11 protein-coding genes and 2 pseudogenes are annotated in these 12,031 nt (G+C 68.0%); 4 read left to right on the top strand and 9 right to left on the bottom strand.

The features are described 5' to 3' along the window. Positions 1 to 62: 62 nt before the first annotated feature. Entirely contained in the window at positions 63 to 2,792 is a 2,730-nt protein-coding gene (locus tag BST12_RS34225; protein WP_083113022.1) for a PE family protein, read from the top strand. Here BST12_RS34225 and BST12_RS10445 read toward each other — a convergent pair. The 8 genes and pseudogenes from BST12_RS10445 to BST12_RS10480 all read right to left on the bottom strand — a co-directional run bounded on the left by BST12_RS10445 (position 2,740) and on the right by BST12_RS10480 (position 7,896). Then, positions 2,740 to 3,177 carry a hypothetical protein gene (locus tag BST12_RS10445; protein ID WP_083113023.1) on the bottom strand — a complete coding sequence of 146 codons (438 nt, stop codon included), beginning with the start codon at positions 3,175 to 3,177 and terminating at the stop codon, positions 2,740 to 2,742. The two genes, BST12_RS34225 and BST12_RS10445, sit on opposite strands and share 53 nt — an antisense overlap. Next, positions 3,174 to 4,103 carry a metallophosphoesterase family protein gene (locus BST12_RS10450; RefSeq protein WP_083113024.1) on the bottom strand — a complete coding sequence of 310 codons (930 nt, stop codon included), beginning with the start codon at positions 4,101 to 4,103 and terminating at the stop codon, positions 3,174 to 3,176. Before BST12_RS10450 ends, BST12_RS10445 begins: the two co-directional genes overlap by 4 nt. Beyond that, positions 4,100 to 4,516: a cupredoxin domain-containing protein gene (locus tag BST12_RS10455; RefSeq protein WP_083113025.1), complete on the bottom strand. Its 417-nt coding sequence runs from the start codon at positions 4,514 to 4,516 to the stop codon at positions 4,100 to 4,102. Before BST12_RS10455 ends, BST12_RS10450 begins: the two co-directional genes overlap by 4 nt. A gap of 29 nt (positions 4,517 to 4,545) precedes the next feature. Continuing rightward, positions 4,546 to 5,253, bottom strand: a complete 708-nt coding sequence (locus BST12_RS10460; RefSeq protein ID WP_083113026.1) for a Rieske (2Fe-2S) protein — start codon at positions 5,251 to 5,253, stop codon at positions 4,546 to 4,548. Next, positions 5,250 to 5,798, bottom strand: a complete 549-nt coding sequence (locus tag BST12_RS10465; protein WP_083113027.1) for an RNA polymerase sigma factor — start codon at positions 5,796 to 5,798, stop codon at positions 5,250 to 5,252. The genes BST12_RS10460 and BST12_RS10465 overlap by 4 nt, the downstream gene beginning before the upstream one ends. 51 nt (positions 5,799 to 5,849) lie before the next feature. Next, positions 5,850 to 6,384 (bottom strand): annotated as a pseudogene (locus BST12_RS30755) (DUF7956 family protein). A 139-nt stretch (positions 6,385 to 6,523) separates the two neighbouring features. Next, positions 6,524 to 7,117 (bottom strand): DUF7956 family protein, encoded by a 594-nt coding sequence (locus BST12_RS10475; RefSeq protein WP_083113051.1) that lies wholly within the window; start codon positions 7,115 to 7,117, stop codon positions 6,524 to 6,526. A 26-nt stretch (positions 7,118 to 7,143) separates the two neighbouring features. Beyond that, complete coding sequence (locus BST12_RS10480) at positions 7,144 to 7,896, bottom strand: DUF4226 domain-containing protein (RefSeq protein ID WP_083113028.1); 753 nt, start codon at positions 7,894 to 7,896, stop codon at positions 7,144 to 7,146. 195 nt (positions 7,897 to 8,091) lie between these two features. On the opposite strand from BST12_RS10480, the gene BST12_RS10485 reads away from it, so the two are divergent. From BST12_RS10485 to mmsB, 3 genes are read left to right on the top strand one after another with little or no spacing between them, the layout of a single operon-like run. Further along, on the top strand, positions 8,092 to 9,612 hold the full coding sequence (locus BST12_RS10485; protein ID WP_083113029.1) for a CoA-acylating methylmalonate-semialdehyde dehydrogenase: 1,521 nt from the start codon (positions 8,092 to 8,094) through the stop codon (positions 9,610 to 9,612). A 9-nt stretch (positions 9,613 to 9,621) separates the two neighbouring features. After that, the gene (locus tag BST12_RS10490; RefSeq protein WP_083113030.1) at positions 9,622 to 10,782 is read left to right on the top strand and encodes an isobutyryl-CoA dehydrogenase; all 1,161 of its coding nucleotides are present in this window, start codon (positions 9,622 to 9,624) and stop codon (positions 10,780 to 10,782) included. A 10-nt stretch (positions 10,783 to 10,792) separates the two neighbouring features. Next, a complete protein-coding gene (gene mmsB, locus BST12_RS10495) occupies positions 10,793 to 11,668 on the top strand; it encodes a 3-hydroxyisobutyrate dehydrogenase (RefSeq protein WP_083113031.1) in 876 nt (291 codons plus the stop codon). Between the two features lie 26 nt (positions 11,669 to 11,694). On the opposite strand, the pseudogene BST12_RS31955 reads toward mmsB, so the two are convergent. Next, positions 11,695 to 12,031 (bottom strand): annotated as a pseudogene (locus tag BST12_RS31955) (PE family protein); the annotation flags it as partial.

A 12,031-nucleotide genomic window follows, 5' to 3' on the forward strand; every position in this document is an offset into this window, starting at 1 on the left:
AACATGTGCCAATTGCCGTAAATGACGGCGCTGATAATTTCTGACGCCAAGGGAGCCGCCCCATGTCGTATGCATTGATAACACCGGAAGTGGTGGCAACCGCGGCCGGTGACATTCACCGCATCGGGTCGCTGATTAGCGGCGCCAACGCCGCAGCGGCGGCCTCGACCACGAATGTCCTCGCCGCCGCCCGCGACGATGTGTCGGCTGCGATTGCAACGCTGTTCGGCACCCATGGGCAGGAGTATCAGGCGCTCAGCACCCGGGCCGCGGCCTTTCACGACCAGTTCCTGCGCAACCTGACGGGCGGCGCGAATGCATATGCCTCGGCTGAGGCCCAAAGCATCGACCAGCTGGTGCTGGGCGCGATCAATGCACCGACGCAGAGCCTGCTGGGCCGCCCCCTGATCGGCGATGGCGCCAATGGGGCGCCCGGCACCGGCGCCAACGGCGGCGCCGGCGGGATCCTTTGGGGCAACGGCGGAAACGGCGGCTCCGGCGCCCCGGGAAACCCGGGCGGTAACGGCGGTGCCGCCGGCTTCTTCGGTCGCGGTGGCGCCGGCGGGACCGGCGGCGACGGCGTAAACGGCGGGGCCGGCGGCGCAGGCGGACACGGTGGCGCCGGCGGAACGTTGTTCGGCCAGGGTGGAGCCGGTGGGAACGGCGGCGTCGGCGGCGTCGGAGGCAACGGCGCCACCGGCTTGGCCGGCGTGATCGGCGACACCGGCCAGGCCGGCGGAAACGGCGGGGCCGGCGGCACGGGCGGGGCCGGCGGCTTCCTGGGTCGCGCCGGCGACGGCGGCAGCGGCGGCATCGGCGGACTGGGTGGACGCGGCGGCGACGGCGGCAGCGGTCTCGGCAACAACGCCGCGGGCGGCGACGGCGGCACGGGCGGGGCCGGCGGCGCCGGGGGCGCCGGGGGCCGCGCCGGTTTCCTGGGCCTGCTGGGCACCGCGGGCAGCGCCGGCCACACGGGTAACGGCGGCGCCGGCGGTGACGGCGGCAACGGCGGACTCGGCGACAACGGTCAAACCGCAAGCGGCATAAGTACTTCGGGCTTTGCCGGCGGCTCCGGTGGCGCCGGCGGGGCCGGCGGCAACAGCGGTCCCGGTGGAACCAACGGCAGTGGCGGTGGGGGTGGCACCGGCGGCACTGGCGGCGACGGCGGTCTTGGTGCTTCCAGCGTCACCACGACCGGTGGCGCCGGGGGCAACGGCGGCGCGGGCGGCAATGCCGGGGCCGGTGGTCTGGCCGGCACCGGGGGCAGCGGCGGCAGCGCGGGCGCCGCGGGCACCGGCGGGCACGGCGGCAACGGCGGTAATGGCGGCACCGGCGGCACGCTGCCCAACACTCCGAGCAACGGCACGCTCGGACAGGGCTTGGCGGGTGGTGCCGGCGGCAATGGTGGCGACGGTGGCCTCGGCATCGACGGCAGCAACGGTGGTAGCGCGGGCAACGGTGGCGACGGCGGCAAGGGCGGCACCGGCGTCTCTGTCGCCGGCATTGCCGGCGGTGCCGGTGGCGCCGGCGGGCACGGCGGCACAGGCGGCAGCGCGACCGACGGCGGCAACGCCGGCAACGGCGGCAAGGGCGGGTCCGGAGGCAACGGCGCGATCGGCCTCACCTTCAAATCCGCGGGTATCGATGGTGGCGCCGCCGGCGCCGGCGGCGACGGTGGCAACGGCGGCGTCGCGATCGGCGGCGGCAACGCCGGCAGCGGCGGCCAAGGCGGCAACGCGGGCGACGCCGGGAGGGGCTCTAACGCGGACAACCTCAGCGGCCTGTCCGGCGGCAACGCGGGGATGGGAGCTGACGGCGGCAACGGCGGCAACGGCGGCAATGCCGTCGGCGGCGGCGATGCCGGCAGCGGCGGCCAGGGCGGCAATGGCAGCAACGTCCAGACCGCGGCAAACGGCGGCAACGGCAACGGCAATGGCAACGGCGGGCGGGGCAGTTACGCAGGAAGCGGCGGCCACGGTGGTACCGGCGGCACGGCGACCGGGGGCGGCAACGGCGGGGACGGCGGTGCCGGGGGCACCGGCGGCCGAGGGGGCGCCGGCGGCCAAGTCGGCGTTGGCGGCACCGGCACCGGTGGCGATGGCGGCTTCGGTGGTGCCGGCGGTTCAGGCGGCGCCGGCGGTGACGCGATCGGCGGTGGGACCGCAGGCAACGGCGGCGCCGCCGGCAATGGTGGCGCTGGTGGCTCCGCCGGCGGCAGCGATACGGGCAATGGCACCGGCGGTTCGGGCGGCAACGGCGGTGACGGCGGCACGGGCGGCAACGCAACCGGCGGCGGCAACGCCGGTAACGGTGGCGACGCGGGCAAGGGCGGCAGCGGCGGCACCGGCGGCAGCGACGGCAAAGCCGGCGGCGGCATCCAGAGCTTCGGCGGCACCGGCGGCAGCGGCGGCAGCGGCGGCTCCGGCGGCAGCGCTACCGATGGCGGCAACGGCGGGAACGGCGGAATCGCCGGCGCCGGCGGTATCGGCGGCGCCGGTGGCACCGGCGCCCACGGCGGCCGGGGTGGCGACGCCGGCGACGGCGGCAACGCGATCGGCGGCGGAGCCGGCGGCGACGCCGGTGCCGCCGGTGGCGGCGGCAACGGCGGCGCCAGCAGTCAGCAACTCGCCGATGGCGGCGACGGCGGAGACGGTGGCGACGGCGGCACCGGGGGCACCGGCCGGCCCGGCGGCGTTGCCACGGTGGGCGCGGCCGGGGGCACCGGCGGCGCCGTCGGGCCTACTTCACAAGGCCACCAGGGTGCGACAGGTGATCCCGGGATGAACGGGTAAGCACGAACTCCGATGTGCGGTCGAGACTGAACAGAGCTGCGGCACACAACAACACGGTCAGCAATTCGGCCCCAACGCTCAGGGCCGCGTGCGGTGCGGGATCCCATCCCCGCTCGACAAAGCCGAAGACTCCGATCGTCCGCGACAGTGCGAACGCGACCAGCGAGCCGCCGGCCACGACGACCGCGCCCCAGCGCAGCCACCACGGGCCGCCCGCCAGGATGAGCAACGCCAGGCCGAAAGAGACACTGGCCTGAACCAGGAACGCGGTGCCGATTGCCGGAATGTGTTGGTAGCCATGGATATAGAGGTACGCGTGGCTGGCAGCGCTGACGGCCAAGGACGCCGCCAACGCGATGCGTAGCAAGATCACCGTCAATATCATTGCAGCGTCCGTTCTTTCAGGGCCAAAGCTTGCTGTCCGCGCGTGTAGCTGACCTCGCGGATACCGAGCGCTTCACCGAGCTGACCGGCCGGCAGGGTTACGGGCTTGGGCGTCGGCCCGTCTCCCGGATGTGGCAGCGGGTAGGCGGTCGTGGTACCGCTGCAGAACGTCACATTGCCCTCGGTCTTGGAGAACAGTTGGTGCACATGGCCATTGAGACAGGTGACCGACGAGAACCGGCGCAGATAACTGAGCGCCTGAGTGGCATCGTCGGTGCCCCAGCCCCAGTCCGGGTACATGGCGAAAAGCGGGATGTGACTGATGACGATGATGGGGGTATCGCTCGACAAGCCGGCGACGTCTTTTTCGACGAACTCCAATTGGTCGACCCCCAAATGCCCCAGCTTCTTCAGGTTCAAGGTGTTGACCAAAGCGATCAGATGGACACCGGCGATGTCGAAGCTGTACCAGCCGTCGCCTCGGCTGCCGGCACCGAACACGCTGCGGTACTTTTGGCCCGCATCGTCGACCGAGTCGTGCTCGCCGGGAACGGTGAACACGTGCGGCGTGTTGAGCCCGCTCATCATCTGCTTGACCTGGTCGAACTGTTCTGGGCTGGACAGGTGGGTGAGGTCGCCGGTGTGGATGACGAAATCCGGTGTGTAGCCGAGGTTGTTGACCCGGTCGATCGCGTGGCTGAAGGTGGCCGCGACATCGGGGTTGGCCGCGCCGGTGAAACCGAGGTGACTGTCGCTGATTTGAGCGAACCGCAGTGTCGGGCGCGCCCTACCGCGTTGGGCCGAAGCCGCGCCGGCCACATGCGAGATGACTTCGCCACCGGAAACGGCAAGACCCACCGCCGCGCCGAACCACGCCGTGTGCCGGATCAGCTGGCGGCGACTCATGGTGTTCGGATCGCGGGTCATTGCGCCACCACCACCGTGCCGTGCATGGACGGGTGTATCGAGCAGACATAGTCGAACGTGCCGGGCGTAGCGAAAGTGTGCGAGAAGCTGGCCCCGGTGCCCATGCCGGGCGAGCGAAACGACCCGTCGTTCGCGGCCACCGTGTGCGGTTCTTCGTCACGGTTTGTCCAGGTGACCGTGCTGCCGGCCCGAACCGTCAACACTGCGGGGGCAAACGCGAAGTTATCTATGCTGACCTGGTCGCCGGCCACCGGCGTGGTGCCGGTCGGCGACGCGGTACCCATCGGCATCCCGAAAGTTACCGATGACTGCTGAGCGGGCTGCGAAGCCGGCCGTGACGACGAACATCCGGCCAGCAGCATGGCCGCAACCAAAGCGGCGGCCTGATGTTTTCTAGATATCAACGAGAGCATGCCCCTAGATAGGGCAGCTGGTTACACGACTACGTCGACGCGTCGGGCCGCGGCGGGGCGAATACCTCGATGGCTCCGTCGGATTCACGAACCATTAACGTGGGCAACGGCTTTGGCGCGATCGGCAATTGATGGGTGAGCACCTGGCCGCTGGGCGCAAACGACGTCGAGTGACATGGGCAGCGCAGCCGGTCATCCGGTGCGTCGAACCACAGCCGGCATCCTTGATGCGTGCAGACGCCGGATACGGCTTCCAGCTTGCCGTCGACGCGCCGGACGAATCCGCTGACCGAACCCAGATCGAACGGGTGCATCACCGTGTCGGGCACATCGGAACTGGCGGCGACCCGTTGCCAGCTTCCGGTGTTGGGGGTCAGTTGCCCTGCCACGGCTGGAGGTTCGGCACCCAGCGGGCCAACCACGAGTCGATCGACGGAGACCGCCGTGACCGCCGCTGCCGCGGCGGCTGAGGTGCCGACAATGACCTGCCGGCGCGTCGAACTTTGCTTGGAAGCCAATTCCGTTGGCGCGCCGAACATCTGCTCGGCGAGCCGATCGTGGAGATTGGCAAGGAATTCCGGGCTCGGCGCGTCGGCCAGTTCGGTATCCGGCCGCGCGGCACGCAGTTCGATCGCGGTCCGGATCTGTGCCGCTTCGAAATCGTCCGGCTGGAACGGCTTGGGCCGGCGGCCCCGCAACAGGTCGTCGACGTAGCGGCGTAACCCTCGCGCGTTCATCGCTGACCTCCGTCGTTGACCTGCGCTGCCAGTCGCAAGGCGCGGTGTTGGAGCACTTTGGCGTTGGCAACGCTGATTCCGAGTTGTGCGGCTGACTCCTTTATCGAATACCCCTGCAGGAAGCGCAATTCCAGAATGTGACGATAGCGGTCGGGCAGACCGTCGAGTACCCGAGCGACCCGCTGCGGCGCAGCACTGATCGCGACATCGCTTTCGGGGCTGTCGGGTGGTTGTTCGATGTCCTCGATCGAGGTGATCTCCCGGCCCAGCGTTTCCCGCCAGTGCGCGGCGAGCACGGTTCGGGCGGTGGCCCGCAGGTAAGCGCGCACCTCGGCGACGCTGGCGGTCAGACGCAGTGGCCGCAGCGCGGCCAGGAACACTTCGGCGGTCAGGTCTTCGGCGTCGGCGCGGTTACCGACCCGGGCGAACAGCGTGCGGTACACCCAGGTGGCGTTGTCGTGGTACACCGCTTCCCAGTCCGGGTAGCCGTCGTCGGGCACCGCGCGCAACGGTCGCGGGCCGGCGGGGTCGTTTTGTGCCGTCACATGCCTCCTTCACCCGATCAATAGCAGATCGGGTTACACGCCAGAAGCGCATCAACGGCAGGGAGGGAATCCCTCGGTGGACCACCCGACCAGCTGACGGCGCCATTCTTCTGGAACCTCGGGCAACGTGAAGTCGTTCTCGGTATGCCGAGCAGCCGACGGTGCGGCCTATATCCAGCGCCACATCGGCTAGTTTGCTCAGGTCGATACCGGTGCCCATCGGCATGATGTCGACGACGCACTTTCCCACCACGGCTCTCACCTGACCCAGGTAGTGCAGCACGAAAACATGTTCTCCGGGCAGCGGGCCGGTGATTTCATAAGCTTCCGGGTTCGGGGTCCGCAGATCGAGGCCGGGTGGGCACTCTTCGCGCATCATGTCGCGAATCTCGTTGGCTCGCCGTCCGCCGTCAGCTGCCCGATAAATTGACACGGTGACTACTCGCCCATAGCCCGTTTCTCGATCGGCCCAACTGCATAGCAGCGAGTTATCCCAAAATTTCTCAGCCGCTTCCGAGGTCGGTCTGCTGTTCTTCGGCACCATGGCGCTGATTTCGAAGTAAGGCTCCAGCTTCGCGGCGATCAGATCGCGACGCCCGGAGTAGCTACGCGGCGGCTCGGCGCTTTCTTTGGTCAACCCACCTACCCCTTCGTCTGCGGAAATGCCGTGATGATCTTCCCGTCACTCGCCGAAAAGGGTTACAGGCGAAAGGCGCATCAACGGCCTATGTCGGATTTTGTTGCCCCGGTATGTACGGGGGGAATTCCTCGGTGGACCACCCGACCGGCTGATTGCGCCATTCTTGCGGAACCTCAGGCAACGTGAAGTCGTTCTGGTAGGCCGAGCAGCCGACGGTGCGGCCGACATCCAGTGCGACATCGGCAAGTTTGCTCAGGTCGATGCCGGTTCCGCGCGGCATGATGTCGGTTACGCAGTTGCCTACGATGGCCGTAACACGCGACAAATAGTTGAGCACAAACACGTACGCTCCAGACGGCTGGCCAGGCACTTCATACGCCTCTGGGTTTGGTGCCCGCAAATCCAATCCCGGCGAGCACTCTTCCCGCATCATGTCCCGAACTCCGTCGGCTTCACGCTCGCCGTCAGCGGCCTGGTAAATGGATACCGTGACGGTGCGAAGATATCCCGTTTCTCGGTCAGCCCAGCTGCACCACAGCGAATTGTCCCAAAATTCTTCGGCGATTTCGGAGGTGGGTCTGGTGTTCTTCGGCAGCATTGCGCTGATTTCGAAATAGGGCTCCAGCTTCTCGGCGATAAGATCGCGGCGCGCGGAGTAGCTACGCGGCGGTTGGGCCAAGCGGTCACCTCCTCGGATCAAAATGCTCACCCTCCAGTTTGCGGGAAGGCCGTGACGATCTTCCCGTCGCTGGCTGCAATCACGACGCGGGTTGTGAAAACATACCTGCCGTCTGGCGTCGATATTTTTCGATAGAGGGCAAATGTGTCGTTGCCCTGGTTGTACTCCGTCCGTTCGGGATACGCCAGGGTGGCACCGATTGCGTAGTCGGCGAGATAGCGCCAATTGCCTGCGCTCGGCCATCGCGTGTTCGCAATCTCATCCCAGTCACGGAAGTGTCGCATCTGAATGTGCAGCAGTCCGTACTTGTCGTTGCCGCAATACAAGACCGAGTCACCGGCGCCCAGCGACCGGAATCCTGCGCTGACCGGAGCGTGGTAGAAGGTTCTAACGACCTTGTCCGGATCCTGCCCTCGTGCCCGGCACGCTCCCCACACCTTCGGTTGGTAAGGAGGAAAGGGCACCGGGGCAGGCGGCGGTTCTTCTGGCTTAGGGCCGAACCCGGCAGCTTGGTACGACGGTCCCAGGGATTCGAGTGTGGCCACCCCGGCGCGGACGTGCGCGGTGGTCTCGGCAACCACGCGGTTGATGTCTTGCGTCTTGACGGCGAGGAACCTCGAGAAGGCCGCAGCACCGGCCGGGGTGTCGAGGGACAGTGCCCGCTGATTCGCGACGGCCCTCTCGATGTCCGCCGCGATGGCCCCAAGCTGCTGGCGTCCTCGCACCGCGCTCTCATAGGCGGCTCGCAGCGTTGGAGCGACTATCCGGTCGGCCTCCACAGGTGGTCGGACAGCCGCCCCAGCACCGTTTCGCGCGCTCGCGCTGCACTAGCGCCCAGCCCCGCGTCTTCATGCACGCCGAAAAGCTAGGCAGTCCCAACCCCTTCGACAAGTCACTCGCCTTGCCAACGCGCAAGCCGATTTACTAGGATATGCAAGTATCCGCCTTCCACGCTTCGACCCTCAAGGGCACCCATGACCACGCAGATCCCCCACTTCATCGACGGGCAGCGCACCGCCGGCCAATCGACCCGCACCGCCGACGTTTTCGACCCCAACACCGGCGGTGTCCAAGCGCAGGTGCCGATGGCATCGCAGGCCGACATCGACGCCGCGGTGGCGTCGGCGGCTGAGGCCCAAAAAGGCTGGGCCGCTTGGAATCCACAGCGCCGCGCCCGGGTGCTGATGCGCTTCATCGAACTGGTCAACCAGAACACCGACGAGCTGGCCGAGTTGCTATCCCGCGAACACGGCAAGACCCTGCCCGACGCGCAGGGCGACATTCAGCGCGGCATCGAGGTCATCGAGTTCTGCCTCGGGATTCCGCACCTGCTCAAAGGTGAATACACCGAAGGCGCCGGCCCCGGCATCGACGTCTACTCGCTACGGCAGCCACTCGGTGTGGTCGCCGGCATCACCCCGTTCAACTTCCCGGCGATGATCCCGCTGTGGAAGGCCGGCCCCGCCCTCGCGTGCGGCAACGCCTTCATTCTCAAGCCCAGCGAGCGCGACCCGTCGGTCCCGGTACGCCTGGCCGAGCTGTTCGTCGAGGCGGGGCTGCCGGCCGGCGTGTTCCAGGTGGTGCACGGCGACAAGGAAGCCGTCGACGCGATCCTGAACCACCCCGAGATCAAGGCCGTCGGCTTCGTCGGCAGCTCCGACATCGCGCAGTACATCTACTCCGGTGCCGCGGCCACCGGGAAGCGATCGCAGTGTTTCGGGGGCGCCAAGAACCACATGGTCGTGATGCCCGACGCCGATCTCGATCAGGCCGTCGACGCCCTGATCGGCGCCGGCTACGGCAGCGCCGGCGAACGCTGCATGGCCATCAGCGTCGCCGTTCCCGTCGGCGAACAGACCGCAGACCGGTTGCGCGCCAGGCTGATTGAACGGATCAACAACCTGCGCGTCGGACACAGCCTGGACCCCAAGGCCGACTACGGCCCGCTGGTCACCGAGGCAGCGCTGCACCGGGTGCGCGACTACATCGGCCAGGGCGTGGAGGCCGGCGCCGAACTGGTCATCGACGGCCGCGACCGCGCCAGCGACGACCTCACGTTCGGTGACGCGAACCTGGAAAGCGGCTTCTTCATCGGGCCGACGCTGTTCGACCACGTAACCCCCGACATGTCGATCTATACCGACGAGATCTTCGGACCGGTGCTGTGCATCGTGCGCGCCCACGACTACGAAGAAGCCCTGCGGCTGCCGTCGGAGCACGAATACGGCAACGGCGTGGCGGTGTTCACCCGCGACGGCGACACCGCCCGCGACTTCGTCTCCCGGGTGCAGGTGGGCATGGTCGGGGTCAACGTGCCGATCCCGGTTCCGGTGGCCTACCACACCTTCGGCGGCTGGAAACGCTCCGGCTTCGGCGACCTCAACCAGCACGGCCCCTCGTCCATCATCTTCTACACCAAGACCAAGACCGTGACCTCGCGGTGGCCCTCCGGCATCAAGGATGGCGCCGAATTCGTCATCCCCACAATGAAATAGAGCTAGCTCATGTTTACCCTCGACGACGAAGAGCGGGTGATCACCGAAACAGCCGCCGCCTTCGCCGAAAAGCGCCTTGCTCCGCACGCCCTGGAATGGGATGCCACCAAGCACTTTCCGACGGATGTGCTGCGCGAGGCCGCCGAGTTGGGCATGGCCGCGATCTACTGCCGCGACGATGTGGGCGGCAGCGGGCTGCGCCGGCTGGACGGCGTGCGGATTTTCGAGCAGCTGGCCATCGCCGACCCGACGACCGCGGCCTTCCTGTCCATCCACAACATGTGCGCCTGGATGATCGACACCTTCGGCACCGCCGAACAGCGCAAGATCTGGGTGCCGCGGCTGGCCACCATGGACGTCATCGCCAGCTACTGCCTCACCGAGCCCGGTGCCGGCTCCGATGCCAGCGCGCTCAGCACCCGAGCCGTCCGGCAGGGCGCGGACTATGTGCTCGACGGTGTCAAGCAGTTCATCTCCGGCGCCGGAGCATCCGACGTGTACGTCGTAATGGCCCGTACCGGAAACGAAGGCCCGCGCGGTATTTCGACGTTCGTCATCGAAAAGGACACGCCCGGGCTGAGTTTCGGCGCGCCAGAGGAGAAGATGGGTTGGCATGCACAGCCCACCGCTCAGGTGATTCTCGACGGTGTGCGAGTGCCTGCCGAGGCGATGCTGGGCGGCGCCGACGGCGAGGGCACCGGCTTCGGCATCGCGATGAACGGCCTCAACGGTGGCCGGCTCAACATCGCGGCGTGCTCACTGGGTGGCGCGCAAGCCGCCTTCGATAAGGCGGGTGCCTACGTGCGCGAGCGGTCGGCCTTCGGCACCAGCCTGCTCGACGAGCCCACCATCCGGTTCACCCTGGCCGACATGGCCACCGGCGTCGAGACGTCGCGAATGTTGTTGTGGCGCGCGGCCAGTGCCTTGGACGGCGACGCCGCCGACAAGGTCGAGCTGTGCGCGATGGCCAAGCGCTACGTCACCGACACCTGCTTCGACGTCGCCGACAAGGCGTTGCAGTTGCACGGTGGCTACGGGTACCTGCGGGAGTATGGTCTGGAAAAGATCGTCCGTGATCTGCGGGTGCATCGAATCCTGGAAGGGACCAACGAAATCATGCGGGTGGTCATCGGCCGCGCCGAGGCCGCGCGCTTTCGCGCTACCGCTTAGAAAGGCGGACATGAGCACCATCGCGTTCCTGGGCCTGGGCAACATGGGAGCGCCGATGTCGGCGAATCTCGTTGCCGCCGAACATGTTGTGCGCGGCTTCGACCCGGTGCCCGCCGCAGCATCGGCCGCGGCGGAAAAGGGTGCGACGGTATTCAACGACCCGGCCGAAGCGGTGGCCACTGCGGACGTGGTCATCACCATGCTGCCCAACGGTGAGGTGGTCAAGCGCTGCTATGCGCAGGTGCTGCCCGCCGCCCAAGCCGGCACGCTGTTCATCGACAGCTCCACCATCTCGGTCAACGACGCGCGCGAGGTGCACTCGCTGGCCGAATCCCACGGCATGTTCCAGCTCGACGCACCCGTTTCCGGTGGGGTGAAGGGCGCTGTCGCCGGAACGCTGGCCTTCATGGTGGGCGGTGACGAGGCGGCGCTGGAAAAGGCCCGTCCGGTACTGGAACCCATGGCGGGCAAGATCATTCACTGCGGTTCGGCCGGCGCCGGACAGGCCGCCAAGGTCTGCAACAACATGGTGCTGGCCGTGCAGCAGATCGCGATCGGCGAAGCGTTCGTGCTGGCCGAGAAACTGGGGTTGTCGGCGCAGTCGTTGTTCGACGTAATCACCGGAGCCACCGGCAATTGCTGGGCGGTGCACACCAATTGCCCGGTGCCGGGACCGGTGCCGACGTCGCCGGCCAACAACGACTTCAAACCGGGGTTCGCGACGGCATTGATGAACAAGGACCTGGGACTGGCGATGGATGCGGTGGACTCCACCGGTGCCACGGCGCCACTGGGCCGCCACGCCGCCGAGATCTACGCCCGGTTCGCCACCGACCACGCCGACAAGGACTTCAGCGCCGTGATCCAGACGCTGCGCGGTACCTAGTTCAGCCCACCGCTGGACCCCACCTGCTACGTCAGCCCATCCAAGCCGAGTAGCAACCCGGCGGCGCCGCCGATGCCACCGGCACCCGGCAGCGGGCCGGTCCCGCCCTCGCCGCCGTTACCGCCGTTACCGATCAGCATGCCGTTGCCGCCGGTACCGCCCTTGCCTCCGGACCCCGCCAGGCCCGGGCCGCCGGCGCCGCCGTTACCGCCGTCGCCGTACACCCCGGCATTGCCGCCGGCTCCGCCGTCTCCACCGGTAACGCCGAGCCCGCCGGTGCCGCCATCGCCGCCGTTGCCGGAGAGGAAGCCGGCGTTGCCGCCGGCGCCGCCCGCCCCGCCGGTGCCGTTGGCGAGCGCACCC

Source organism: Mycobacterium angelicum (assembly GCF_002086155.1).
In the GTDB taxonomy this organism is placed as follows: domain Bacteria; phylum Actinomycetota; class Actinomycetes; order Mycobacteriales; family Mycobacteriaceae; genus Mycobacterium; species Mycobacterium angelicum.

Coding starts and splice junctions, on each gene's coding strand:
- mmsB (WP_083113031.1), top strand. CDS start 10,793: ATGAGCACCATCGCGTTCCTGGGCCTGGGCAACATGGGAGCGCCGATG.
- BST12_RS10450 (WP_083113024.1), bottom strand. CDS start 4,103: ATGACCCGCGATCCGAACACCATGAGTCGCCGCCAGCTGATCCGGCAC.
- BST12_RS10445 (WP_083113023.1), bottom strand. CDS start 3,177: ATGATATTGACGGTGATCTTGCTACGCATCGCGTTGGCGGCGTCCTTG.
- BST12_RS34225 (WP_083113022.1), top strand. CDS start 63: ATGTCGTATGCATTGATAACACCGGAAGTGGTGGCAACCGCGGCCGGT.
- BST12_RS10460 (WP_083113026.1), bottom strand. CDS start 5,253: ATGAACGCGCGAGGGTTACGCCGCTACGTCGACGACCTGTTGCGGGGC.
- BST12_RS10490 (WP_083113030.1), top strand. CDS start 9,622: ATGTTTACCCTCGACGACGAAGAGCGGGTGATCACCGAAACAGCCGCC.
- BST12_RS10485 (WP_083113029.1), top strand. CDS start 8,092: ATGACCACGCAGATCCCCCACTTCATCGACGGGCAGCGCACCGCCGGC.
- BST12_RS10455 (WP_083113025.1), bottom strand. CDS start 4,516: ATGCTCTCGTTGATATCTAGAAAACATCAGGCCGCCGCTTTGGTTGCG.